Source organism: Haloplanus sp. HW8-1 (assembly GCF_023703795.1).
Classification (GTDB): Archaea; Halobacteriota; Halobacteria; order Halobacteriales; family Haloferacaceae; genus Haloplanus; species Haloplanus pelagicus.
This window is the reverse complement of sequence record NZ_CP098518.1, coordinates 867,227-891,968: the sequence shown is the minus strand read 5'-3', so window position 1 is coordinate 891,968 and position 24,742 is coordinate 867,227. Positions and strand designations below refer to the sequence as shown.

The 24,742-nt window shown below is 60.3% G+C and carries 19 protein-coding genes and 1 tRNA gene; 11 read left to right on the top strand and 9 right to left on the bottom strand.

Annotated features, from left to right (window positions below; genetic code table 11):
* Positions 1–13: 13 nt before the first annotated feature.
* Both NBT82_RS04770 and NBT82_RS04765 read right to left on the bottom strand, forming a co-directional pair.
* Positions 14–331, bottom strand: a complete 318-nt coding sequence (locus NBT82_RS04770; RefSeq protein ID WP_251330431.1) for a transcription factor S — start codon at positions 329–331, stop codon at positions 14–16.
* A 135-nt stretch (positions 332–466) separates the two neighbouring features.
* Positions 467–724 (bottom strand): DUF5789 family protein, encoded by a 258-nt coding sequence (locus NBT82_RS04765; RefSeq protein WP_251330430.1) that lies wholly within the window; start codon positions 722–724, stop codon positions 467–469.
* A 354-nt stretch (positions 725–1,078) separates the two neighbouring features.
* Between NBT82_RS04765 and pglX the strand changes: the two genes are divergently transcribed.
* The 3 genes from pglX (at position 1,079) to NBT82_RS04750 (ending at position 7,423) form a co-directional block, all read left to right on the top strand.
* Positions 1,079–5,275 carry a BREX-5 system adenine-specific DNA-methyltransferase PglX gene (pglX, locus tag NBT82_RS04760; protein ID WP_251330429.1) on the top strand — a complete coding sequence of 1,399 codons (4,197 nt, stop codon included), beginning with the start codon at positions 1,079–1,081 and terminating at the stop codon, positions 5,273–5,275.
* A gap of 259 nt (positions 5,276–5,534) precedes the next feature.
* On the top strand, positions 5,535–6,545 hold the full coding sequence (locus NBT82_RS04755) for a tyrosine-type recombinase/integrase (protein WP_251330428.1): 1,011 nt from the start codon (positions 5,535–5,537) through the stop codon (positions 6,543–6,545).
* A 125-nt stretch (positions 6,546–6,670) separates the two neighbouring features.
* The gene (locus NBT82_RS04750; protein ID WP_251330427.1) at positions 6,671–7,423 is read left to right on the top strand and encodes a hypothetical protein; all 753 of its coding nucleotides are present in this window, start codon (positions 6,671–6,673) and stop codon (positions 7,421–7,423) included.
* 199 nt (positions 7,424–7,622) lie between these two features.
* On the opposite strand, the gene NBT82_RS04745 is transcribed toward NBT82_RS04750, so the two are convergent.
* The 5 genes from NBT82_RS04745 to NBT82_RS04725 all read right to left on the bottom strand — a co-directional run bounded on the left by NBT82_RS04745 (position 7,623) and on the right by NBT82_RS04725 (position 14,887).
* Positions 7,623–8,132, bottom strand: coding sequence for a PDDEXK-like family protein (locus NBT82_RS04745; protein ID WP_251330426.1), 510 nt, complete (start codon positions 8,130–8,132; stop codon positions 7,623–7,625).
* Positions 8,133–8,394: 262 nt separating this feature from the next.
* Complete coding sequence (locus tag NBT82_RS04740) at positions 8,395–8,793, bottom strand: DUF8076 family protein (RefSeq protein WP_251330425.1); 399 nt, start codon at positions 8,791–8,793, stop codon at positions 8,395–8,397.
* Between the two features lie 49 nt (positions 8,794–8,842).
* Positions 8,843–11,509, bottom strand: a complete 2,667-nt coding sequence (locus tag NBT82_RS04735; protein ID WP_251330424.1) for a DUF1156 domain-containing protein — start codon at positions 11,507–11,509, stop codon at positions 8,843–8,845.
* A complete protein-coding gene (locus tag NBT82_RS04730) occupies positions 11,506–12,405 on the bottom strand; it encodes a PglZ domain-containing protein (protein ID WP_251330423.1) in 900 nt (299 codons plus the stop codon). Before NBT82_RS04730 ends, NBT82_RS04735 begins: the two co-directional genes overlap by 4 nt.
* Complete coding sequence (locus NBT82_RS04725; RefSeq protein WP_251330422.1) at positions 12,389–14,887, bottom strand: DUF499 domain-containing protein; 2,499 nt, start codon at positions 14,885–14,887, stop codon at positions 12,389–12,391. The genes NBT82_RS04730 and NBT82_RS04725 overlap by 17 nt, the downstream gene beginning before the upstream one ends.
* Before the next feature lie 210 nt (positions 14,888–15,097).
* Here NBT82_RS04725 and NBT82_RS04720 point away from each other — a divergent pair, with 210 nt between their 5' ends.
* The gene (locus NBT82_RS04720; RefSeq protein WP_251330421.1) at positions 15,098–15,244 is read left to right on the top strand and encodes a hypothetical protein; all 147 of its coding nucleotides are present in this window, start codon (positions 15,098–15,100) and stop codon (positions 15,242–15,244) included.
* A gap of 75 nt (positions 15,245–15,319) precedes the next feature.
* Positions 15,320–17,293: a hypothetical protein gene (locus NBT82_RS04715; RefSeq protein ID WP_251330420.1), complete on the top strand. Its 1,974-nt coding sequence runs from the start codon at positions 15,320–15,322 to the stop codon at positions 17,291–17,293.
* 284 nt (positions 17,294–17,577) lie between these two features.
* Here NBT82_RS04715 and NBT82_RS04710 read toward each other — a convergent pair whose 3' ends face one another.
* The gene (locus NBT82_RS04710) at positions 17,578–17,814 is read right to left on the bottom strand and encodes a PadR family transcriptional regulator (RefSeq protein ID WP_251330419.1); all 237 of its coding nucleotides are present in this window, start codon (positions 17,812–17,814) and stop codon (positions 17,578–17,580) included.
* A 202-nt stretch (positions 17,815–18,016) separates the two neighbouring features.
* Here NBT82_RS04710 and NBT82_RS04705 point away from each other — a divergent pair, with 202 nt between their 5' ends.
* Positions 18,017–18,367, top strand: a complete 351-nt coding sequence (locus tag NBT82_RS04705; RefSeq protein WP_251330418.1) for a hypothetical protein — start codon at positions 18,017–18,019, stop codon at positions 18,365–18,367.
* A gap of 463 nt (positions 18,368–18,830) precedes the next feature.
* Positions 18,831–20,171: a M48 family metalloprotease gene (locus tag NBT82_RS04700; RefSeq protein ID WP_251330417.1), complete on the top strand. Its 1,341-nt coding sequence runs from the start codon at positions 18,831–18,833 to the stop codon at positions 20,169–20,171.
* Positions 20,172–20,549: 378 nt separating this feature from the next.
* Here the strand turns inward: NBT82_RS04700 and NBT82_RS04695 are convergent.
* Positions 20,550–20,622: transfer RNA gene (locus NBT82_RS04695), tRNA-Arg, on the bottom strand.
* 110 nt (positions 20,623–20,732) lie between these two features.
* On the opposite strand from NBT82_RS04695, the gene NBT82_RS04690 reads away from it, so the two are divergent.
* From NBT82_RS04690 to NBT82_RS04675, 4 genes are all read left to right on the top strand, one after another.
* Positions 20,733–21,128, top strand: a complete 396-nt coding sequence (locus NBT82_RS04690) for a high-potential iron-sulfur protein (protein ID WP_251330416.1) — start codon at positions 20,733–20,735, stop codon at positions 21,126–21,128.
* Positions 21,129–21,271: 143 nt separating this feature from the next.
* Positions 21,272–23,191: a NosD domain-containing protein gene (locus tag NBT82_RS04685; RefSeq protein WP_251330415.1), complete on the top strand. Its 1,920-nt coding sequence runs from the start codon at positions 21,272–21,274 to the stop codon at positions 23,189–23,191.
* Entirely contained in the window at positions 23,188–23,916 is a 729-nt protein-coding gene (locus tag NBT82_RS04680; protein ID WP_251330414.1) for an ABC transporter ATP-binding protein, read from the top strand. Before NBT82_RS04685 ends, NBT82_RS04680 begins: the two co-directional genes overlap by 4 nt.
* Positions 23,913–24,731, top strand: coding sequence for an ABC transporter permease subunit (locus tag NBT82_RS04675; protein WP_251330413.1), 819 nt, complete (start codon positions 23,913–23,915; stop codon positions 24,729–24,731). The genes NBT82_RS04680 and NBT82_RS04675 overlap by 4 nt, the downstream gene beginning before the upstream one ends.
* The last annotated feature ends 11 nt before the right edge of the window (positions 24,732–24,742 follow it).

Sequence of the window (24,742 nt, the reverse complement as noted above, 5' to 3'; positions counted from 1 at the left end):
GGAAGGAGAGACGTCAGTGGTCGTCTTCGCGCCACTTGTGTTCGCATTCGGTACAGACGAAAAAGCGCGTCTCGGACTCGTCGGCCGCGCGGATCTGCTGCATGTACCAGTACGCCGTGTCGTTGTCACACTCGGGACAGTCGGCGCTCGTCGTGGGGAGCCCACTCGAACCGCCGCCGGATTCGATGATCTCCGACTCCTCTTGGGCCTGGGTCGTGACCATCTCGGCTTCGGTCTCCACGTCGCGCTGTTTCTCGAAGCCACACTGCGTACAGACCCACGTGTCGTCCTCGGTCTGCATCATCGATCCGCATTCGTCGCAGAACTCCATGGTGGCTCGAAGCCTGACGCTCGACGGTCTTTAACCCACGGATACGCCGGGGTCATACGGTTTATCGTAAGTCACTACCGGTGGTTCGCCGAGACGGTCCGGCGAACCACCGATAAACAGTTACAATAATCCGTATCAGGCGTCGCCGTCGGACTGTCCCGGTTCCCCCACCGCCTCGATCGGGAGGGCGCTCTGGAGTTCCGCGAACAGTTCGTCCGGGCCGTGGAAGGCGTCGCTCCCGAGTTCCGAGACGAGTTCGCCGAGGTTCGACTCCCCGTCTGCGAACAGCAACGTTACGTCAGCGAACTCGGCTGCGGCATCGTCCCGAGTAACCGGGTAATCGAGGCGCTCGAACGCGGACTCGGCCCGACTCAGTTTGATACGTTCGCCCATACCCTCCCCTTGGCTCCCTCGACACTTAGAGGTGGCTCGTGTGACGCGGACGTGGCGGGAGCCCCGCGAGCGAAGCGAGCCGGCGGGTACACGGTGGGCGTTCGGGTGGATCGCTCCCGTCCGACGACCCCGATGGAGCCGTACGGCTGTTCCTGCGAGCGCGTCGATCCGATCTCCGCCTCGACGCCCCCCGTGCCAAAGTATCGCCCCGAATACGAAGGGTCGCTCGTCGGTGCCGTCGTTCGAACCGGAGGACCTCGGTTTCTCGTCCTCCGAGTCGTCGGGGGCAATCGAGTCCGAGGGAGACAAGTTTGAAACTACCCGCCGCTGTTGATGGCGTATTCAACTCTCCCTATGACGGATCACGTCTCACACGAGCGGACGGCACAGTTGGACGAGGCCGAACGCGAACACCTCGAGGAGATCGTCGCCGAGATGCGTGATCGCGTCGAGGCCAACGTCGAGTACCAACTCACACGGCGGGGTCTCGACGATGCCCCCGAAAACCACGATGCGCTCGACGACGAACCGCGGAAACTCGTCGAAGCGATCGAACTCGAAGCCGTCGACGGCGAGTCGTGGACCGAAGCCGTCGACCAGTACGTCACGGGCGTGGGCTACACCATCGTCAATCGCCTGGCCGCGCTGCGGTGCATGGAGGTGCGGAATTTCCTCGACGAGGAAGTCACCGTCTTCAAGGGCGACGGCCTGACTCCGGCCGCCGAGACGCTCGTCCACGAGCAGTTTTTGCTGGAGGACGAAGCGATCTTGACGGCCTACCACGACGCCTGTGACGACCTCGCCGCGGAGATCGAGATCCTCTTCGACCGCTCGTCGTCCTATAGTCTGCTCGACCCCGACGGCGACACCTTCGAAGAACTCTGTGGGCTGTTGGACGAGGTGCCCGACGAGGTCTGGCGGGCCGACGACGTCCTCGGATGGGTGTACGAATACTACAATCGACCGGTCGTCGAAGCCCTCGACGCCAAGAACACGCTCGAACCCGAGGACGTGGGACCGGCGAACCAGTTTTATACCCCCCACTGGGTCGTGCGGATGCTCGCCGACAACAGCCTCGGCAAACTCTATCTCGAGTCGGTCGGTCGGGAGTCGGCGGTCCCCGACCCGGAGGCTCGCTCACCCGAAGAGCGCAAGGAGCGCCTCGCCACGCCCGAGGACGCGCCGACCGTCCCCGAACTCTGTACGTATCTCATTCCCGAGGAGGGCGGTCGGGAGGCCCCCGAATTCGATCACCCCTCGGACCTTCGCGTCGTCGACCCCGCCTGTGGAAGCGGTCACTTCTTGCTCTATGCCTTCGACATCCTCGAACGCATCTGGTGGGCCGAAACCGACCTCGACCGGGGTGAGATTCCCGCGAAGATCCTCGAACACAACCTCTACGGCGTCGACATCGACCTCCGGTCGTGTCAGCTCTCGGCGTTCAACCTCTATCTGAAGGGCCGAACCCGCGCCGAAGCGGAGAGTGAGGACTTCGAGATGCCGACCCTCGGTGTCGTGTGTGCCGACGCCCGCGTGGCCGAAGTCGAAGCGGCGGCCGGAGTCCTCGACGACATCACGGGCGAGGGCACCGACGTTCGGGCGGCCCTCGACGGCGTCATCGAGGAGTTCCAGACCACCGATGCGCTCGGCAGCCTCCTCGACGTGCAGGGGGCACTCGAAGACGAGTTCGAGACGGGCCAGGCCGACGTCATGGCATGGGACGACGACGCGCCCCAAACGCTTCACGCCTTCCTGAAGGAGTTGCGGGCGGCCGTCGCGGACCGCACGTCGGACTCGTTCGGCGAGCAGAACCTTCGAAGTTTCCTGAATTTGCTGGTAGTGTTGACACAGGACTACGACGTGGCGTTGATGAATCCGCCGTACGGTTCCGGGGGACGGATGCCGAACGACGTACAGGAGTATATCACCGATCACTACGACTACACGACCGAATATTACATCAACTTCTTCGAAGCCTGTGACCGCCTCGTCAAACGGGACGGACGAACGGGGCTGCTGGTTCCACGGTCGTTCATGTTCAAGACGTCCCTCCAGCAGTTCCGGGAGGACTTCATCGGGGGCCGTGGGTCGTTCGACTTTCTCGCGGAGTACGGCATCGGCGTTCTGGACGACGCGACGGTTCGCACGGCGGGGATGGTCGTCAGATCGGAGTCCACCGAGAACTCCGAGGGGACGTTTATCCGACTGGAGGATGTCGAAACGGATCGGAAAGAACGTGTCTTCCTGCGCGCTGCCTTTCTCGAAAGCCAACGGGGGGACGTACAACGACGATACACGTGTACCCTCTCCGAGTTCCAGAAGGTTCCGGGCAGCCCCCTTTCCTACTGGGTTCCAACGGAACTCCGGTCCCTATACGAAGCGGATTCGGTCCTCGATGCCGACAACTCGAGTACCACCGGTCGGGACACGTACGGCGTCATCAAACAGGGCTTGGCGACTGCAGACGACTCGCGGTTCGTCCGTGATTTCTGGGAGGCACAGTCCGAGGGCTGGCCGCCGTTCGCGAAGGGAGGTGCGGACGCGTGGATACTCCCCCGAGTGAAGAAAACCGTGCTCTGGGGAGACAGTGGGACAGAAATAAAGAGATATTGGGGATCGAGGCCACAGAACACACAGTATTATTTCAACGAGGCACTCACCTATACGCTCATCAAGGAGAGCGGTCGTCGATTCGGGTATCTCCATCCCAGTTCCGTCTTCGGCCACATGGGTTCCGCGCTCCTCCCGACCCGACGGATCTGGAACGGCCTGGCGTACGCGAACAGCCAGTTGTTCACGTATTTAATGCTCGCCCAGACCACGGAACGAAACTGGGAGGTTGGCCTCGTTTCGAATGTTCCGTGGCTGAGTGCGCTGGCGGAACACGACGATCTTGCAGCCCTCTCCCGCGAGGCCGTCGGCCACCTCGTCTCCAAGCGCCAGTACGACTTCGTCTCGCCACATTACGACGGTCCGATCCTTCTCGACGTTCTCGGCGTCGGCGACCCGCTCCCACAGCACGAGCATCCCCACCGCGAACTCCGGGACGAACTCGAACTCGACGACCCCCCAGAGACCGTCTCGGTAGACGCTTCGCTGGACGAACTCGGTGTCGCCGCCGCACGACATCTCGAACGCATCGAGGCGAACCTCCAAGCGTGTGCGGACGCCATCGACGAGGCGGTGTTCGACTGTTTCGGCATCGCCGACGATCGGCGCGAGACGGTGTTCCAGGAGATCGCCCTCCGGACCATCGAGGATCCCCGCGAACACGAAGAATACGACCCCGAATCCATCACCGAACCGACCGACGACTTCCCGGAGATGGTCAAGGATCTCCTGCTCCATCTCGCGATTCGTGTCGTCGCCGAGCAGGATGACGGCATCGTGCCCTTTTCCGACGTCGGCAGCGAGGGCGGCCTCCTCGCGCACATCGAGGCGGCCTTCGACCGCCTCTTCGGTGATCGGGCCACCGACCGCCTCGCGGAGGTCGACCGAATTCTGGGGAGCGAGTCGGCGGCCCAAGAGGCCTATCCGAACCTCCGAACGTGGCTCGAAGACGACCTCTTCGACCACCACGTCTCGACGTTCGACCGGACCCCGATTCTGTGGCGGTTGACGACCGAACGCCTCGTATCCGACTCCGAGGGCGAGGGCTTCGGCTGCCTCGTCGACTACCACCAGTTGGACGCGGGCGTCCTCGACCGCCTCCGGAACCACTACCTCGAACCGCGAAAGGCCCTGCTCCGGGAGCGGCGAGGCGCGGCTAACCGGCGGCGTAGCGACGGGGCGCTCTCGGCGACCGAGCGGTCCGAAGCCGCCGAGGCGTACACCCGCTGTGAGAGCGGCCTCGAACAGATCGCCGTCTTCGAGGATCGACTCGCCGACCTGGCACAGTCCGAGCCACGCGACTGGCCCGCGGAGAACCGGCAAGTCGCGCGTGCGGCCGCCGAGCGGGTCGCCGAGTTCCGAGAGCGGACGGCATCGCGGCTGGAGACGCTGGCAGAACTGGCTGCCCTTCCGGACGTCGACATGGGCGATCTGTTCAGCCCCTCGTTTTACGAGACGGTCAAGGAAAACCGCGAGGAGTGGCTCGACGCCCTCGATGCCCTCGAAACCGCCTTCGAGGCCTACGCCGCAGCCGGGGACGAACCGGTCGAGGCACACCTGTACGACCTCTTCGAATATTACGACGACCTCGTCGGCTCGACACACTACGCGAGCAACGGCATCCTCTTTACGACGTACTACTACGACCAGTTCGAGGACGCCGGTCAGGCGCAGATCGGCGAGGGCGGCGTCTCGGCGCGGCAACGGCTCTGTGCCAAACTGGCGAGTGGTCTCGACGAGTACGAGGCGCTCGCGACCGAGATCGGGGACGCCTGCGACGAGATCGCGAACGACATTTCTTCCGACTGGGTCGATCGCGCACTCTCTGAGATCACGACCGAGGGGTATCAACCCAACCGCAAGCACGGCGTCGAAATCAACATCACGCCGCTCGTGGAGGCCGAAATCGTCCCCGAGGTCGTCGACGACGACGTTCTGTAGTCTCGCCGGCAGCCCAGCGCCGACCTGCAGACAGCGGTCCTCCGTTCGGACGGAAATCGGGCGTGGCGGGAGTCCCGCGAGCGAACGTATGAGCGAGTGGGATTGAGCCACGCGCGTCGGGTGAGCGAAGCGAACGAGACGGGCGTGGCGGGATTCGAACCTTGCGTCGGGCCTGACGGCCCGACTAACCACCGCTCGCTTCGCTCGCGGTGGCGCGGTCGAGAGGTTCGGAATCTCTGGCGTTCGACGGGATCAGACCATGTCCGACGAACTCGAACCCATCGAACCCGACGAAGCCGTACAGATGTACCTGCAAGAGCGTCGTCCCGAAGTCACCTCATCGACGCTCCAGTCCCACGAGTACCGCCTCAAGCACCTCCTCCGCTGGTGTGAGCAGGAAGGCGTCGACAACCTCAATGACCTGTCCGGACGTGACCTGCACCGCTACAAGCTCTGGCGACAGGAAGACGGTGACCTGACCAAGGCGAGCCTGAAGACCCAGATGGACACGGTGCGGGTGTTCGTCCGTTTCTGCGAATCCATCGACGCCGTCCTGCCTCAACTCCACGAGAAGGTACTGTCCCCGACGCTCTCGGGGAGCGACAACCAGCGCGACGTGATGCTCGAAAGCGAGCGAGCAGACGAGATCCTCGGCCACCTACGCCGCTTCGAGTACGCCTCGCTGGAGCACGTCCTCCTCCGTCTCCTCTGGCGCACGGGTGTCAGAGCGGGCGGTGTTCGGGCGCTCGATGTCGACGACTACGACCCCGACGAGGAGCGTCTGAAGGTTCAGCACAGGGACGAGACGCCGCTGAAGAACAAAGAGGACGGCGAGCGATACATCGCGCTGACTACCGAGACCTGCACCGTCGTCGAGGACTGGCTCGCGTATGAACGTCCAGACGTTGTCGACGACGAGGGTCGAGAGCCGCTACTGGCGACCAAGCAGGGTCGTCCCCATATCTCGACGGTGCGGGACATCGTGTACCGCTGGACGCGACCCTGTCAGTACGGGAGCGGCTGTCCCCACGACCGCGATCCCGACGAATGCGAAGCGGGGAAGCACGGGCACGCGAGCAAGTGCCCGTCATCCGTCTCTTCGCACGCCGTCCGTCGCGGGGCGATCACGCACTTCCTGACCGAGGACGTGCCTGAGAAGGTCGTCAGTGACCGCATGAACGTCAGTCAGGAGGTACTGGACGAGCACTACGACAGACGGAGCGAGGAGGTGAAGGTCGAACAGCGACGGGAATATCTCGACGGAATGTAGTCTGGAAAGCCCGTAATCGGCCTTCTGCGAGATCTGGAGTAGACTTAGATGATTGCCCCCCGTGTCTCAGGTCACGTCTCGCAAACCGCCCTGAGCACGGCCTATCAAACACTACAGAGCAAACCATGACCGAGGACGATTCCACTGACTCCGTGGACGATCAGGAACGGCGGCTGGCACAGTTCGAGCGTTGGATGGACGCAACGGGATTGGTCGTCGATTCGGGGATGAAGTACGCGATGCACGACTCGCTGTACTCCAATCCCGATCAGGCCGAAGCCTACGAAGAAGCTAGTGAACTGGGTGTGGATGGGTTGGCCTACGCTATCTGGAAGTTGGGGTGGGATTTCCAAGTCGACGGCTGGGTCTACGACGAAGAACTCGGGTGGCAGCAGGAGAGCACGATCGAAGCTCGTGATGCAGAAGACGACTCCACGGCAGAGGATGAGCAGACCGAGTACGTCTTGAGCGACTTCCCGCTGGAAGAGGAATCCGAATCAGACGAGAGTTGGGTCTACTACGTCGGCCCCGAGGGAAACGAAGGGTGGCAAAACATGGACACGGGGACGATCAGTCGTCGCAAGAAGCGCCCCGGTTCACCGCCCGACGGTGGAGACGGATACGATGATTGGCTCGCAGGGTGGAAGCGTCCACCAGAGCCTGACGATCTAGACGAGGGACAACTGCTGGAGGTTCAGACGGATGATCGAGATCCGGAATTAGCTGTCGTGACGGCTACATCCGATGACGGCATCAGAATCCGAATTGAGCATCCCCCCGAAGAGGAGGATGGGCTATCCATCTTAGCGGTCGAAGACGAGAATTTCTCTGCTATGCTTGATGTTCCGGGCTGGGTAGAGCCGTACCGAGACGGCTGAAGGTTCAGACAGGCAATCGAGTCCGGCAATTCGACCGACAGAACCGAAACCCGAAACGTCCTGCCTCCGCGACCCGGATACCTCCTCCGTAGAACGCGACCATATTTTTCGAGAACCAACCGGGTGCCTTTGTCCGTCTGAACCTTCAGCGAGTATTGCACGCCTGTCGTCTCAGTGCGATAGTCGGATAGAACGGGAATTAGCTATGAATTTTCTCCCAAGCATCCCGATGTCGGGTGATTCGCTCATTAAGTGTCTGCATATCAGACCTGCGGTGCCGGGTTGGGTCCTCACGAAGTCGTATTAACCGTCTCTCATCATCCGGATTCGTCATCGTCCTTGGTGGCAGGTTCGCCGTCTCATCTGCATCAAACAAGTAGAAGACTTCCTGCTCAAACTCGTCCTTAAATTTGACTGCGACGAGGATATCAAAGCGGTCGGGGTAGATATTGTCGAATCGCCACAGTGAATCCTCCACGTCGTACTGCCCCGATTTCACCTCCACCCGCGTTCCATCAGCCAACTCTATGTCGTAGTCATGCTGGGCAGAGTAGAGGGTTGGCTCATACCCTCGTTCTATGAGCCTATCCATGACCAACCACTCCCCAAGGTTGCCGGTCAACTCGGTTCTCGGGATTGGGATTCCTTCTGCCTCAAGAAAAGTAACCAGCGTTCGAAGGCGTTGGGCTGCCTCCGCGTAAACCGTCATACAGCCAGATGAATACCCAGTAGGGTTAGTGTTTTGACCCCCGGTGAATCGTGAAGGCAACCGAAGTGAAAACATCAAACAGGCTGGTCTGACTTATGATCGTGACCAAGGTCACAGTCAGATCTCGGCCGCTGGCATCGCGGAGAAGGCACTGACGCCGGTCTCACGAACCTGCATCACTCACCAAGGGGTTTCCATCCTCTCGAAGCGGAAGGTGATGAAATAGGCGCAGAGCAACCTTCCACACACTGACTCTCTGCGACTACGTCTGAACGTTGAACTCTCCGGCGTACCACCCGGCACCCTCTTGATCGATACTTCCTCCGAAGATCGTTATGAGCCGGATGTCTGTACCCTCAGCCGAGAGCACTCCACCGTTCCACGTCTCCACGTCGTCGACCACGAACTGAATCACGGGACTCTGGTTCATGATGAAGTTGACCCGGTCTCGGAGAAGTTCGTGGACGTGCTCGGCGGCGTCCTCGGGATCGTCCGCAGCGGCGAGGTAGTCGTCGAGTCCAGTGACGGTCACGTCGAGCGGGAGTTCTTCCTGCTGGTCGACGTGCCGGAGGAACTCGACGATGCTCAGTTCGTCGTCGTAGACGCCGTGCTTCGCAGCCGCGTCCTGCGACATAACGTGGTAGCCGATTTCCAGCGTCATCGATCAGTTGGCTGATACTGTGTCGGTTTGATTCATAAACCTATGGCGCTCAGAAGTCGCCGAGGTCGAGCTGTTCGTCGGTTCGCTCCTCGACGTAGTCCGCGATGTCCGCGTACTCGTCGTCGTTCTCGATATCGGCGAGCCGTCGAAGCGCGGCGATCGACTCGGTATCGCTCCACTTCCCGAACTCCTGAGCGAGTCGGTCGACTTCGTAAAGATATCGGAGGTAGTGCGCCCGATCGATTGCCAGCGGATCGCGCTTCCCCTCGATGGCCTCGGCTCGCTTCTCGGGGGAGAGCACGGCCAACTGATCCCCCTTCTGCTGGAGTAGGCGCTCCGTGACGAGTTCGGCGACATCCACACCTCGCGTTCGCAGGTCCTTGTTGAGCGAGTTGTAGGAGACGGTATCGCCCCGTCCGAGCACGTAGGTCAGGTAGACGGCGCTGAGGGCGTCCATCTCGTCGCTGAGGGTCTGGATACGCTCTTCCATCAACTGCTCGTCGACGATGTCGCGGATCGTTCCCACTGCGTCGTCGACCGACATCTCGCTTCCCTCGTGGGTGACGTTCGGGAAGTGGCGGGAGTACACTTCGAGACACTTGCCCATCGTCACGGCGAAGATATCCCCCTGCGTGAGCCGCGACCCGCTCTCTTCGAGGCGGTTGATTTCTTCTTCGGCGCGGAAGTAGATCTCGTCCTCCAGCGAGCGCCAACTGACCGTCTCGGGGTCTTCCACGCGATCCCGACACACCACGATCATGTCGTATTCGATGTTGGCCTTATCGTGGATGTGTGTCGACCCTCGCATCTCTCCACGGATGGGGTACAGCGCGGTGATGTAGAAGCCCGCTTCGAGCACGGACTTCAGCACCGTGCTCCACCCTTCCGGATCTTTGTGGTGGAAGGTGAAGGCCATGATACCGTCGTCCTTGAGCTTCTGATTCGCCTGATCGAAGACGTTCGTCAGCCCCGTGACGAAGTGATCCTCGTCGCGGTAGGTGTCGACGCTGTCCTCGCCTGCGGGGTCGCTCACCACCTCGCTGGCCTTCGGAGTGAGTTCGGAGGTGAAGTGGTCGTACTCGTCTTCGAGCACCTGCTTGAGCCAGACGTAGTAGAAGTCCGCCGTCTCGGAGTACATCACGTTGTCAAAGTACGGTGGGTCGGTGATGACGGCGTCAACGCTATTGTCTTCGACGGGGAGGTACTCCGAAGTCCCACAGCGGAGATGGACGTTGTAGGTCGCATCCTCCTGTCCCTCGACAGGGTCGCCGATCCGGTCGGGGTCGTCAGTTACGAACCCCTCGATCTTCCCGATGCCGTCGCGCTGTTTCGTCTCACCGTCTTCGACGTACTTCTCGTAGGGATTCTGGCAGAACTCTTTGCCCGCTCGCATTTTATCGAACTCACCAGAGAATGCACCCCGACCATACTCTGTTCCCCAGACGTTATTTTCAACAGGGGTATGGCGAGCCGTGATTGTATGTCGCTTGTAGATCCCTGTGAGCTTGTTATATGGCTTATCGTACTCGCAGAACATATTATTGTACGCCAGAGAGCTTGAAAACGCTAAGAGCAGAAGCTCCTTGAGATTTTGATTCTCGATATCATCAATTTCATTCAGGAGTTTTGAGAGGCCGAGCAATTGACGAGCGTTGAACATCTGATCGTATCGCTCGTAGCCGTGGTTTCGCGCCCGATCAGAACTTCCTCGATACCGCTCCGTAGTCGGTATCGGGAGTTCGTCTCGCTTCTCGTTGAGTTCTGCCTCCGCCTCAGCGAACAGTTCTCGGTCGAACTCGGTCGCAGATTTGTACCCTTTTTCGTCGGTCTCAGGGCAGTAGTATTCGACCGCGAAGAGCGACTTTTCCGCCTTGCCGAACCGCTCCGCACTCTCGATGATCGACATCTCCGGATGCTCGTCGCAGTGGGGACAAGTGTAACTCCCACGAGAGGCATTCCCGGCGTCCTTCGGGGTGTACTCTCGTGAGCATTCAGGGCAGGTGGTATCTGTACGATAGTCGTCGGTCTCGAAGACGTGCCAGCAGTCCGGGCAGACAACGTTGTAGTGATCGTCCTTCGACGATCGAGCGTTCGAGAGCCGATAGTCTTTGAACAGCGCCACATCCTCCCCGCAGTTCCGACACGGAAGTTCGTCGACCCAGAAGTAGTACATCGCGTCGGCGTGCTCGTCACAGTGGGGACACTCAGTTCGGTAGTAGTCCTGAATCTCCTCGCCGACGCTCGCTTCCAGTTTCTCGAATGCGGCGTCGAGGTCGTCCAAGTCGACCGGCTCCACTTCCTTCTTGACGACGAACCACGCGACGGGATTCAATTCGCTCCCGATGGCGTTACAGCCCAGACGAAGCGACTCGACGATACTCGTCCCACCGCCCATGAACGGGTCGAGCACGGTCTTGCCGTCGAAGTCGACATCTTCGAGGTAGTATTCCCAGAGCGCGTCAGGGTTGTCCCAGTCGATCTCCGGAAGCCCGTTCTCCTCTTGGAACGTCGACTGGCGCTCGCCACGGACGGACATCTCCCCGTCGGCGAGGGAGTAGAGTAGCATCGTCCGGAAGACCGAGCCGAGCCGTCGCGCCCACCACTTGTGCATGGTGTAGACGGGACGGTAGTACCGCTTGGCGTGGGCTTCCTTCTCCGCGATTTCGTTCACCTGATCGATGGGGAACGATATCTCGATCGGGCGTCGATCCGTCATCGCTGAACCTCCAGACGAGGGGTAAGACATTCCATGAGACTCAGACCACCGTGTTGGTAGACGCTGTATTTCCCGCGAACCGGCCACGTGTACCGACCGACCGGCATATAGTATCCGTCCGCCTCGACCGCCAGCCGATCCTCGACGAGATCGTCCGCATCCGCCTCGTCGACGCCGACGAATCGCTGACCGCCGAAGGTATCTCGAAGCCTGTTCTTCTCGTGCTCGCTGATCGCAAAGGAGTAGCCCGACTCCTCTCGCACGTAGCCGTGATCCGCCCCGACGACGATCCGATCCGCGTCGAGTTGGTCGAGGATCGATCGGAACACGCGGAGGGAGTCGTCGTAGGCGTCCTCGACGGACGACAACTCGGTCTTCCCCTCCTGAATGTTCTCCAGCAGGGCGTCGGGGTACCGACTCCAGACGAGACGTTCGTCACCCGCGAGCGAGGGATGTAGGTCTCGAACCGTCGCTGAGGGGAACTCCCGATCCAGATCGGCGTATCCGACGCGCTTCTTGTACGGCGTCGTTTCCGAGGGCACCGTCGCATACGAATAGCTCACGTCCACGTCGTACCCGTCCGACTCCAGCGCGGCGGCGAACAGGGATGCCTCGCGGACGCTCATCGCGTCCATGACGAGGAAGGCTCCGTCGTCAGGCACCTCGATCGACGCATCGTTCACACATCGCCACGGGAGCACCTCGCTGTAGAACTCCCAGTAGATGTCGACGAGCGTCCGCTCCAGTTCGACCGATGCCCACTCTCGGTCGTGGTCGTAGTGATCGGCTGGACCTTCAGACGGCGGCCACCAGATATCCCACAACGCCTCCCAGATGACATCCACGGGATCGTCCGCCTCGACCAGCGACTCCAGCCGCTCACTCGTCAGCGTCACGCTCGATCACCACCTTGGCCTCGATCTTCTCACCGTTCGGAAGCCCCTCGATGAAACCGATAAGTTCGGACTTCGAGAGAGCACCGACATCGTAGGACAGTCGGACGTGTGTGGCGGTGTCCGTCGTCTCGTTGATTCTCGATTCGGCGGTGCTCTTGAGCACCCGTGCCGAGTTCCCTTCGAGGGAGACTTCGACGGTTTCGGTCGAATGCTCCGTCTCGGTAGGCTCGGTCTCGTCGTCTCCGTTCGAATCATCCTCGGTTTTGTCGTCCGTCTCATCATCCCCTCCCCAGTCGGTAATGCCCCCTCCAGAGTCGTCGTCACCTGTTTCGTCTTCGTCATCGTCGGTCTCCTCGCGGAACACCGACTCTGGGAGATTGTCGGGATGTCGGATGGTCATCTCGTCCTCGATTTCCGTGGGATACTGACCGAGATCGCCGACGTAGAAGTTGGCTCGATTGCCTTCGAGCACGATATCGCCCTTCCGCTGGAGTTCGCTCACGGCGGAGTAGAACACCCCTTCGTCGAGAAGGACAGGAAGGCGACGGAATTGAAGGAAATCGTTGAGAAGTGATCCGACGCGAATACCACCCTCGTTCTCCTTGACGCGGGCGACGATTTCCTCCCCGACATAGGTCGTGTCCTTCCCGATCCGTTCCTTGACCGCTTCGATGTCGGGATCGACCGTGATTCGACGGAGTCGGAGATCACCGTCCGGGGTACTACTCCACTTGACCCACTTCCCGTAGCGACTCTCCAGTTCTTTCCGTAGCTGTCGGTACTCGTCGCGGATCAGCGGCTCAAGCTCACCCTGTTCGTCTTCGACTTTGCCGCGAAGATTCTCCGCTCCGAACACCCGTGCCGCCTTACTGACGATGTCGTCGTCTTCGAGGACGCTCTGTTTCGGCGTGATGAACTGGACGGTGTTCTGATATCGTCGTTCCTCGAAGAAATCGCTCAGTTCGGAGGTGAGTGTCCCGTTGGAGATGTTCTCCAGCGTCACCACGAACGTCTGCTTGCTCTCGTCCGGTACGTCGTCGTAGCCGTAGACGTAGACACTGCCATCGAACACCTCGTCTCGGACAACGTCGACGAGCTTTTCGACCGCTCGGTCACGATTCTCTTCGAGGATGCGCTCCTGCTCGCGGGTGATCAGTGCGGTCAGCTTCGGGTCTTCGGTGATGAAGTAGCTCCCGTCCTGCTTGTCGAGGTAGTGAGCCGTGCCGTAGAGTCCCTCCAGCGTCATGTGGAGGCGGTCGACGGTCGTCTCGTCGGGCTTGAACGTCCCGAGCAGACACTGCGTCGTCGAAGCCATCTGGGAGCGGTCGTCGAGCGTATAGAGGAGGATCACCTGAAGTAGGTCGACTCCGTGCTCGGTCTCTCCAAGCTCCTCTTTGTCCGAGGTGAAGCGATCGAACAGCGTTCGGTTGATCCCCCGGAACGCCCGCGGGTTGACATCCGAGGTGACGACGAGATCCGTCTCGTCGTGTACCTGACGGACGGTGTCGGCGAGGACGTTCATCACGCCACGGACGTTCTGGCGTTCGCGTGCCGCCTCGTAGATGCTGTCGAGCAGGTCGAGCAACTCCGGGTGGAAGGGATAGGTCTCGACCATCCGATTCTCGTAGCGTTTCGGCTCGTCGATCTCGATGGGATACTCGTAGCTGTCGACGTACTGCTCCACGACCGATCGAACCGTGCTCTCGTCGATGTCGTCCGGCGTCCCCTCGAACAGCCGGTGGATGATGATCCGTTCGCGGTCGCCCGTGGCGTTCAGGTCTTCGGCGTGTGGGTTCGTCCGGTCGAGAATCTCCTTCAGCCGATCACTCCTGTCGAGGAGCGTTATGAAGGCGAAGAGGTTCTCGTTGGGATCGTTGGCGACTTCGAGGAGGTTCTGGAGGAAGAAGCGGTTGCGTTCGAGCAGATCTCGGTCGGCCTCCTCGGAGAACGATTCCCACCACGCCTCGATCTCGTCGAAGAACACGCCGTAGGTTCCGTTCTCGGCCAACTTCTCGACGTGATCGGTCGTGGGATACCGATCGATCTCCTCCAATACGTCCTCTCGCCCCGCACTACGATAGATCGGCTCCCAGATCAGATCCGCATCGGTCTCACTCGTCGAGACGATGGCGGCGTCGGAGTCTGTCGGGAGGTCGATCGGGATGTCCCACTCGTCGGCCCACGACTGGGCGACAGTCGGGTGGTTGAACATATGGTAGAGCACGAGTAGCCCGTGGGACTTACCGGAGCCATACGGCCCCGTGAGCATGATTCCGCCCTGACTGTCCCGACCGGCGAGCTTGTCGGCGACTCGATCGAAGACGTTGCGGAGGGCGTTCGAGGGGTACGTAGCGGTGAGCAAGCGGTTCGGATCGTTCTCAAGTCGCTCGTCATCGCCAGTGACCTTGTGGGCTTGGAGGACACCTTGGAATCGTCCTTCGAGGACTTCGTCGCGGGGAGTGAGAAGTTCAGAGATTTGCATGGGAGTGTCTGCTTGGTCAGTGGATAAGAGCGAGGGTGAATAATAGGTGGGGATGGCTTCGAGCGAGGGATTCTCTTCTATTCTGCAAAATTGATAGGTCTGTCTGAAGGTTCAGACGGGCTAAAGAGGCCCTCTGGAGCGGATTTCAAGCGCCATGGGTCGCGGAAATGTACACGAACATTCAAATTGATTCATAATCTAAAGTGGCGCATGGGTAATCCAGACGGATACACGACAATCCGCGCCCATCGAGACGCACGCAACGAGGCTCGGAAGATCAAGAAACGGCTCAATCTGTCGTGGAATGAATTTCTGCGGCAGGCCGCCGCCGAGTTAGATTCCAATAATAACGATTAGTCAGACAACAAAAGTCGGGGATCACCAGTCCCCGACGAGGCGCAGTCGCCTGAACCCTCAGACTGGCAAACTGCAATGGCAACTACGAATCCAACACCCAAAGATTCGGCGAATAGTTCGATCAACACTCTTGAAGATGTCCGGAATCGCGTTGTTTCCACAATCGAGGATGCACTCAATAGCGATACCCCAACTTTAGTTGATGCTCTCCCTGCCACAGGGAAGACTCGCGGACTCGTCAAAGCTGTAGACTACACCGATCAAAATGTGACTATTTTGACCCAGCGAGGACGAGCAGAGCAGTACCAGACGATCAAACAGCTTGGACAGAGGCGTGGACTTAGCGTCAAGATCCTTCCATCGGTTTACGAGCAGTGTCCGACGGTTCAGGGCGAGCACGGTGAGAGGAAACAGCGAAGAGTCCGGGAACTTCTAAATGCTGGCGTATCTGCCAGTCATATCCACAGTCGGATTCCTCTTCCGTGTTCAACGAGCGAGCCTTGTCCATACGAACAAGAAGCCAACTTCAGTCCCTCCCAGTACGACATCCTAGTTGGACATCCACTCCATGCCTATGCTGACGAATACCTTGAAAATCGCGTTCCTATTTTTGATGAATTCCCCGGCGGAGACTATTTTGTCGAAATTCAAAACCCGTCGGAAACAGTAACGGCATTTCTTCAGGATACTTCTCGCATCCCGTTTGATGACTACGGTGACCTTATCGACGGCAGAGATGGGGACAATCTGTCTAAAGCCTTTAAAATGCTTCAACAAGTCGATCTCGTAGACGATCAGGCACCGTTCAATAGCAATAGGAGTCAAACCCATACGATGGGTGGGTTATGTGTTCTAACTCTTCTGAAATCGAGAAACCTCAGTAATGGCTGGGAAATAGCCGAGCTAGGCCCTCAGAAAATCGGACTTAGAAGTAGAAAGGACGATACGATCTATATCCATAATCCGCCACCTCTCTCTGAACATTTCGTCGCTCTTGATGGAACTCCGACGAAACTTATGTGGGAACTTGAACTCGGTCTCTTCGGTGATCGATCTCGCTCGCTGGGGGTTCAGCAAGTGCTCAGTGATCGTGAACGGTTACGCTATATTTCAGAGATACAGAACCTCCGAATCATCCAAACCTCGTCCAAGGCGAGAGTGTATAGTTCAGGGACATATGTTGCTCCCGAGAGGGACGCTGCACTAGTAACGGAAGTCTCTGAACGTCACAACTCGATAGGTGTTATTTCGTCCAAGAGCGGTATTGAGAAGCTAGAAAATGCTATCGGTAGTCTGAGTAAATCCGCATACTACGGGAATCTGCTGGGATCGGACAGACTCGAAAATGTGGACGCAGGGGTCATTCTCGGTAGTCCTCACCCCGGCGACGAGATCATCAAGAAATGGTGCGCCTTGGCGGGATACACCGCTGAATCGAATGGGAGGGGTATGGACAAGTCATACGGATACACCGGAGACAAGATCTTCAAACACGTCCGAGAGCACCAAGTCCTTCAAGCTCTGTTCCGGTTCGCTCGGAACGGGCAGGGTGCCACTGTGTACGTGGATACTGCTGCTGTACCTGATTGGCTCCCCCTCAACGCCGGCCCAGAAGATGTCGATGTCAACGTAGGATGCGAGAAGAAAAAAGTGATTCTCAATACTCTGAGAGAGCTAAGTAGTGCCAGAACCAGTGAAATCGTTCAGTCGGCTCCTCTTGATATCTCTCCTCAATACGTTCGGAATGTGTTGGATGATCGCCGCCATAATGGTGATGTTTCGACTCGTCCTGCATCTGGTGACGGTCGGGGAGGCGCGAAGATCTACGTCGACGACGGTATTGGGAACGTCAATCCGTTTGGTCAAGTCGTACTTCCGAAGAATCGCTCCGGTCCTCGTTTTTCGAAACTCCCGCATACTAATACACAATATGCGCGAGTTTCGAAAGAACAGGGCGCGACAGAGGAAGAACGTAGAGAGGAGTTCGAACTTCGCAAGTCGAGGTGGATGCAACAGGCAAAGATGCAGATGTGGCTGGAGCGCGACTGAAGGTTCAGATAACCTCTTTCTCCCGTCAGAGCGGGAACTCGCTGAAGGTTCAGACACAAAAATCACATCAAGCCCGCTTCATGTCGTGTCACCCTACGCCTTCACGGGTTGTCCATACTCGGAGTAGCAGTCTCTTTTTTCGTCTGAACCCTCAGACAAGCTTATGCGACTATCTACCGAAACCCGAAACTCTCGTTCAGCACTCTCAAGAGACACTCGCGCAGAGAGCGGGAGCAATTTTCAGCCATTCATCGGGGGTGGGTAGTCGAACGGGAAGTAGTACCTCAGTCTCGATCGGTGAGCGCCTTCAACAGGTATTCGCCATTCTCCGTCAGTCCGTAGATCTTCTTCTCCTCGGAGTCGTCGACGACCTCGATCATGCCTTCTTCGCGGAGTTCCTTCAGGTGAGTGTAGATGTACCCGTGAGAGAGATCGAGGCGCTCCGCGAGGAGATATCCATGCGCTTGCTCCTCGTCCAGCGCCTCCAAGATTCGAACCTTCGTCTCCGGCACCAATCCCATCACAGAAATCTCTGACCGATGGGGTGGAAAGTTGTAGAACAGCATCTTCTGAGGGGTCAGTAGAAACAAACAAGTAACTCATATTAGTAATAGATGGGTGAGAGCCGAAGAACCTGACACCACCGAAAGACGATGGCCGTGATCTGGTATAGGTGCTGTCTGAAGGTTCAGCGAATGGAACGGCAAGGAGTAGGAACACGTAATGGTCGATCTCATGGAAATTACCGACGAACACCGAATCGACCCCGAGGATCGGAACGTCGATCCCAACTGGGATACGATGGTGAGCAACCCCGAATACCGCGAAGCATTCAACGATGCCGAGCGGGAGGGGCACTCCACGGAGGAGTCGCACATCATCGCACACGTCGAAGTCTGGGACAAGAAGTCCGCCCTCGAAAAATTCGACGAAGAGACCGTCGAGGAACTGATCGACGACGAGGACGAGGGCAGCGAAATGATCCCGGATTCGAACGAGGGTCTCCGTGGGAATACGAGTAGTAATCGGGACGGGGACGATGAGACAGGGAGCTACACCCTCGACGACTTCTGAGCGGGGAACGACGACCACAGTCGACGCTGGGATCGTCGACACCGCCACAGGGACGGCTGAGAAAGGTTCGAGCGACCAACTGGGAACACATCCCTACGAGATTCCAATACCTGTCAGGGTCGTCTACAGGGCTTTGCGTGACCTGAGAGCGGATCTGTCTCTTTAGCTGTGAAGGCGGTCATGACCGTGCGATCTATGAGGTTTCCTCGCCTCTTCCGGAGGCTCGAAGAACAAATTGTACGGGCAGATCATCGAGATACGAGGAAGACTCGCTGAAGGTTCAGACGAAGCCTTGCCTGAGCACTGGAGTCCATCCACGCTCCGTCTGAACGCTCGAACGGAAGTGAGTCCGTCTGAAGGTACAGACGGCGGATTTGATTCTCGTCCGAAGTGGCTTCTGTGTGGGTCAGCGAAAACTAACAAGTAACGTGACTAATATTTGCGTCCCACGAGGGGATCGCCGATGAGAGATCTCAGTTTGACGATTCGGATGGGCATCGCCAGTACCGTCTTGATGGGTGTGTACGCGCTCATCGGACTGCTCCTGTTCGCAATCGGTGGCATATGGGTCGCTGTCGTGGGACTTCCCCTGCTCGTAGTGCTCCAGTACCTCATAACGGTTCAATTTCCTCTATGGACCGAGGAGAGCCGAGAGATCACGCCCGAAGATCATCCTGAGTTACACGACCGAGCGGATCGGATCGCCGACGAGTTAGACATCCCGAAGCCCAAGATGTACCTGATCGAGAGCGACCGCTTGAATGCCTTCGCACTGGGTCGGCGAGGGAGCGGGAAGGTGTTCCTCCACAGGGGTCTCGTTCAGCGGATGTCGCTCGACGAGTTGGAGCCAATCGTCGCACACGAGTTTGCCCATCTTCGCAATCGGGATTCTATACTGATGGGCCTCGGGACTTCCATCGTCACTATCGTCTCATCTGGCCTTTTCATCCTCTTCCTACTCGCCTCGCTTGACTCCGACCGTCCTTGGCTCATGCGTCTTGTGGGGGCAGCCGTAAGCGTCTGCGTTCACTTTTTCCTCCTCGTCTTCGTCGGAATGGTGTCCCGTTACCGCGAGTACGTCGCCGACGAGGATGCCGTTCGAGCCACGGGGCGCTACGACGGGATGCGAAGTGCGCTGGAGAAGCTACGCTCGGAGAAACGACGTGTCGATGATGTAGACATGAGTGCAAGTCGGAGCGCGATCAGCTTCGTCGACTTCTCGGGTGGGATAGCGAGTAGCTTACTCGCAACCCATCCTTCGCTGGATAAGCGTATCTCTCGGATCGAACGGCTGGAATCGGAGACTGAGGAGATCTCAGAGACTGGCAGAGTATCGAGTCAAGAAGCCGTTGACGCTTCCGGCACGAACGCATCGGCCACTACACTGAGTGAACTCTCCGACGATCAGCTACTCGCCACGCTCCAGTCGATGGACGAGTACGAGTTCGAACACCTCGTCGCCGAGCTATGGAACGAGATTGGATGGCGAACGTCGGTGACTACTGCATCGGTGGATCGAGGTATCGACGTGATCGCCGAGCAGGATTCACCTTTCCCACAGAAACAGATCATTCAGGCCAAACGGTACAGTTCGGACAATCCCGTGAGCAGTAGCGAGGTTCAGCAGTATGCCGGTCTGTATGCTCAAGAGGATGATGTGGACGCAGTGATCGTCGTGACGACCGGACGATTCACCTCGAACGCATCGGAAGTCGCAGTCGACTCGAACGTCAAGCTCGTCGATGGGGATGATCTGTGCAAACTGATCCGAGAGGTAGATCGAGACTTCTCACTGGCTGACTGAGGTAGGGTTACCACTGTCGAGATTCGGTAGAGAATCAAGGGCGTGTAGCACCGTCTTTGAGAACCTTTCGAGCAAATCTGATGCATACTTCCGAACCCTCTTGCCCACCTCCGAAGATTCGTAGAGGACCACTCACACCCGTTTTCCGAGATCCACAGGGCACTCTGTAGGTAATCTCGTCCTCTGCTCACGCATCGGAGGCCGCTGAGGTGACAAAGCATTTGAATCTGGCACGTATGATTCAATACGAACGCCAGACGGAGCCGACCCCCGACTCGATGCGGGTTCAACTCTCGCTGCTTGGTGACGCGGGAGTAAATAAAGGAAGACGGAATATCCCGACGCTGTCCGGTCAATCCTAATCGCTGTTGAGGAGAACGGGCGTGGCGGGATTCGAACCCGCGATCGAGAGGTTAGGAACCTCTCGCCCTATCCGCTAGGCCACACGCCCTGGCGGCCGTAGACGGGACGGTGACAAAAAGGTCGGCATCCCGTGCCAGCAGGATCATTTTTCACGCTTGCACCCGTGTTTATTCGTGTCTGGGGCGACAACGGATACCTATGGGTAATCGGAACACAGACTCCGACCGACGACGACTCCTCGCACTGGTTGGAAGCGGACTCACTGTTGGGCTGGCCGGCTGTTCCGGTGGCGGCGGCAGTGAGGAGACGGCGACGCAGACGCAGACGGCGACGGAAACCTCGGGCGGCGACGATACGGTGCCGTCCGAATACCGGACTGCGACCAGTCTCGGCGGGACCCAACGTAACCCGGACTCGCTCTCCACGAAATCCGCGGTGAACTACCAGGAACAGCCCCAGGACGGCCAACAGTGTTCGAACTGTCAGTTCTACATCGAGGACAAGAACGGCGACGGGATGGGCGCCTGTGCGATCGTCGCCGGCAACATCGCCCCCGATGCGTACTGTGTCAGTTACGCGGAGTACCAGGGCTGACAGCGACGACTATAGTAGCCGTTGTAAGTCATCGCACACCTGATCGCCAGACTGCGTGCGATCAGGTGTGCAAGCAGTTCCAAACGCTACTATAGAGGAGTACACCAGAGATCGTATAAGCGACCCTCGGTTAGAATATTCCGATGAAATCGGGGGATGCGCGGACGTGGCAGGCCGCGGCAGTGACCTGTTCGGTACTCTTGCTCGCCGCCTCGATCGGTGCCTTCGCCGTCGATCTCGGATCCGCGCGCCCGGATCCGGTGGCGTACGAGGACACGGTGAAACTCGGTCTGGCCGCCGAGACCGAACAGATGGCCGAACACACGGGAGCCTCGATTCCCCGCGTCGAGGTGTTTTACTCGCAGTATCACTACGTGGTCGGCTACACGGGCGTCGGGCAGGCCATCTCGGCCCTCGAGGACCCCGGCCGCGAACAGCAGTTCGGCTATCCCCTCGCGGTGTACACCTCGGACTACGCCGGTCGGTCGGCACGCTGTGTGGAAGACGGAACGCTCGTCACGACCACGAATCCGGACTGGGTGTCGGTAACTGAGGCGCACTTCGTCGTCGGGAGCGACGCGCAAGTCGCCGGCGACCCGGTCGTCGTTCCCTTCTCGACGCCCTCGGACGCGGCCGCCTTCGCCGACGGCTGTGGCGGGCGCGTCGTCGACTGGGAGACGTTGCGCCGGGACCCGCCAGCGGTGACCGGCGCCACGGGGGTGAAATCGCGAGTCGACGACCGGCGGACGTCCGCCGACCGCCGGGTCGACACGGCGCAGTCACTGCTCGACCGTGAGGTGTCGGTCGTGGTGGGTCGGGACGCGCCGACGATTCAGGCCGCCGTCGAGGCGGCGCCCCCGAACACCACCGTCCTCGTCCCCGGAGGACGATACGAGGAACACGTCGTCGTGAACCGGTCGCTCACCCTTCGCGGTCCGGGCGCTCGCCTGTCCGGTGGCGGTACCGGCACCGTGATCCACGTTCGAGCCGACGACGTGGCGGTGACCGGCTTCGCCATCGGTGGGGTCGGCAACGCGACCCGGGCGACGAACGGGAGCGTCGAGGGAAGTTCCGACTGGGACGCACAGATCCAGCGCGGATACGGCGGTGGCGACGCGGCCGTCGCCGCCACCAACGTCTCGCGGCTGTACGTCCGCAACGTGACGATCGATACGCCGTCGAACGGCGTGTTGCTCCGTCGCGTTCCGGGGGCCGTCGTCGATGATGTCGCGGTGAACGGCTCCGCGGAGTGGCTCGACGGCTTCATGGGCGTCATCGCGATGAACGAAGCCGTCGTGGTCCAGGATTCCCGGATAACGGGCGGCCGCGACGGGGTGTACCTCCACCGTGCACCCGGTACCGTCATCCGGAACAACACCTTCCTCGAGCAACGCTTCGGCGTGCATCTGATGTACACCTCCGAGACGCTGGTCGCCGACAACGTGGCTCGCGGACAGGAGGCGAGCGGCGTCGTCGTGATGACGCGCCCGTCCCGTAACGCCATCGTCGGCAACGACGTTCGCCACGCCAACGGCGGCATCTTCGTCGGCGGCTCGCATAGTTACGTCGCGGACAACGTCGCTGTCGACACCGACCGTGGAATGGTGGCCTACGCCACCCAGACGACGTTCGAGGGCAACGTTCTCTACGGAAACCAGGTCGGGTTCGCCGCCTCGACGGTGGTGCCTTCGAACCGGGTCGTCGCCAACGACTTCGTCGCCAACGACCGTCACGCGACGGCCGGCCCGGGACCGCTGCGCATCTTCACTCACGACGGCCGCGGCAACTACTGGGAGGGCGCTTACGACAGCAGTTTCGACGGCGGAGCAACGCTCGACCGGGCGTACTCTCCGACCGATCCACTGGATCGCAGACTCCACCGGACCGACGCCGCGGTGGCGTTGAGTTCGGCACCTACCGTTCAAGGGCTCCGAGCGCTTCGGGGCACGACCCCCGGCTTCCGGAAGGCGAGCATCGTCGACACGGCGCCGCTGGCCCGCCCGGCGAACCCGGAACTGCTTGCCAGCGCGCGAAACGAGACGACGACGGGGGCCGGTGTGTGACGGACGAGTCGTCGCTTCGCGCGACCGACGTCACTCGGACGTTCGGAGACGTGACCGCGCTTTCCGGGGTATCGATATCGATTCCGCCGGGCGAGGTCGTCGCGCTGATCGGGCCGAACGGGTCGGGAAAGACGACGCTCCTCCGGGTGCTCGCTGGCCTCCTGTCGCCGACGGCGGGTACGGTCGACTACGAGGAATCGGACGCCGTCCGTTTCCTCGGATACCTACCCCAAGAACCCACCTTCCGACCGGGATTCACGACGCTGGAGACGGCGGCGTTCTACGCCCGTCTCGTCGACGACGATCCGGCGGACCTGCTCGACCGGGTGGGTCTCGGCGGGGTCGCCGACCGACGCGTCGAGGCGCTATCCGGGGGGATGACGCGACTCCTCGGTATCGCCCAGGCGCTCGCCGGCGCTCCCCCGGTGCTCGCCCTCGACGAACCCGCGAGTGGCCTCGATCCAGGGATGAGTGAGCTAGTCTACGACATCGTCGACGGCCTCGCCGAGGAGGGCCACGCCGTCGTCGTGACGTCACACGACCTCCCCGCAGTCGAGCGGACGGCGGATCGGATCGTCGTCCTCGACCGGGGCGAAGTCGTCGCGGAGGGCACGCCGACGGAACTCCGCGAGCGGACCGGCGGACCGCTTCACGAGACGTTTACGTCGCTGGTGGGCGGCGATCAGGATATCGTCGCGGTTCGAACGCGGGGGGCGTCGGAATGACGGGACCACTCGGCGCCTTCTGGGCGGTGTTCGCCAGGGAGGTCCGCGCTGCCTCCCGAAGTTGGACCTACGCGCTGCTCGCGGCGGTGGTGACGTTCGTCGTCTTCGGTGTCGCTCGCGCGGGGAACGGCCCCTCCGCCGGCTACGTGCCGACCGTCGTGGACGTGTTGCTAGTCGTCGAGGTACTGGTACCGGCCGTCGCGTTCGCCGTCGGCTACCGGGCCGTCGCCGACGACGCCGAACGCGGCCGTCTGGACGTGTTCGCTACCTACCCGCTCCCCGCGTCGGCGTACGTCGGCGGCGTCTACGCCGGCCGCGCCGTCGCGTTGCTCGGCGTCGTGGTGGCGCCGCTCGCCGTCCTCGGCCTCCACGTCGCCACGACGGCCGCGCCCGCGACGACGGTGTTTGCCACGCACCGCGGCGTCGACTCGCCGCTCCTCTTCGTTCGCTTTCTAGCGCTTACGGCCGCGTTCGCCCTCGTTGCGCTCGCCATCGCCGTTGCGCTCTCCGCGGCGGCCGGGTCGCGCCGGCGTGCCATCCTGCTTGCCCTCGTCGGCCTGCTGGTCGTGGTGGTCGGCGCCGACGTCACCGTCTTCGGGGCGATGGCTGGCGACACCGGCATTGGCCTCGGCTCCCTGCTCGCACTCTCTCCGTCTAGTGCCTACCGCGGGCTGGTGTTCGAGACGGTTCTTTACGTGGCCTTCACCGGGCGCTCCGCGTTCGTCTCGACGTCCGCCGCCGTGACCAGCCTCGTCGTCTGGGGACTGGCGTCACTTCTCGCCGCGACGCTCGCCATCCGGTGGCGGCGACGCTGAGGCGGCGCCGA

Bases quoted from the DNA above. Each gene is read 5' to 3' on its own strand.
- NBT82_RS04710 (WP_251330419.1), bottom strand. From the start codon at position 17,814: ATGGGATTGGTGCCGGAGACGAAGGTTCGAATCTTGGAGGCGCTGGAC.
- NBT82_RS04685 (WP_251330415.1), top strand. From the start codon at position 21,272: ATGAAATCGGGGGATGCGCGGACGTGGCAGGCCGCGGCAGTGACCTGT.
- NBT82_RS04740 (WP_251330425.1), bottom strand. From the start codon at position 8,793: ATGACGCTGGAAATCGGCTACCACGTTATGTCGCAGGACGCGGCTGCG.
- NBT82_RS04750 (WP_251330427.1), top strand. From the start codon at position 6,671: ATGACCGAGGACGATTCCACTGACTCCGTGGACGATCAGGAACGGCGG.
- NBT82_RS04755 (WP_251330428.1), top strand. From the start codon at position 5,535: ATGTCCGACGAACTCGAACCCATCGAACCCGACGAAGCCGTACAGATG.
- NBT82_RS04725 (WP_251330422.1), bottom strand. From the start codon at position 14,887: ATGCAAATCTCTGAACTTCTCACTCCCCGCGACGAAGTCCTCGAAGGA.
- NBT82_RS04715 (WP_251330420.1), top strand. From the start codon at position 15,320: ATGGCAACTACGAATCCAACACCCAAAGATTCGGCGAATAGTTCGATC.
- NBT82_RS04690 (WP_251330416.1), top strand. From the start codon at position 20,733: ATGGGTAATCGGAACACAGACTCCGACCGACGACGACTCCTCGCACTG.
- NBT82_RS04735 (WP_251330424.1), bottom strand. From the start codon at position 11,509: ATGACGGATCGACGCCCGATCGAGATATCGTTCCCCATCGATCAGGTG.
- NBT82_RS04765 (WP_251330430.1), bottom strand. From the start codon at position 724: ATGGGCGAACGTATCAAACTGAGTCGGGCCGAGTCCGCGTTCGAGCGC.
- NBT82_RS04700 (WP_251330417.1), top strand. From the start codon at position 18,831: ATGAGAGATCTCAGTTTGACGATTCGGATGGGCATCGCCAGTACCGTC.
- NBT82_RS04745 (WP_251330426.1), bottom strand. From the start codon at position 8,132: ATGACGGTTTACGCGGAGGCAGCCCAACGCCTTCGAACGCTGGTTACT.
- pglX (WP_251330429.1), top strand. From the start codon at position 1,079: ATGACGGATCACGTCTCACACGAGCGGACGGCACAGTTGGACGAGGCC.
- NBT82_RS04770 (WP_251330431.1), bottom strand. From the start codon at position 331: ATGGAGTTCTGCGACGAATGCGGATCGATGATGCAGACCGAGGACGAC.
- NBT82_RS04705 (WP_251330418.1), top strand. From the start codon at position 18,017: ATGGTCGATCTCATGGAAATTACCGACGAACACCGAATCGACCCCGAG.
- NBT82_RS04720 (WP_251330421.1), top strand. From the start codon at position 15,098: ATGGGTAATCCAGACGGATACACGACAATCCGCGCCCATCGAGACGCA.
- NBT82_RS04675 (WP_251330413.1), top strand. From the start codon at position 23,913: ATGACGGGACCACTCGGCGCCTTCTGGGCGGTGTTCGCCAGGGAGGTC.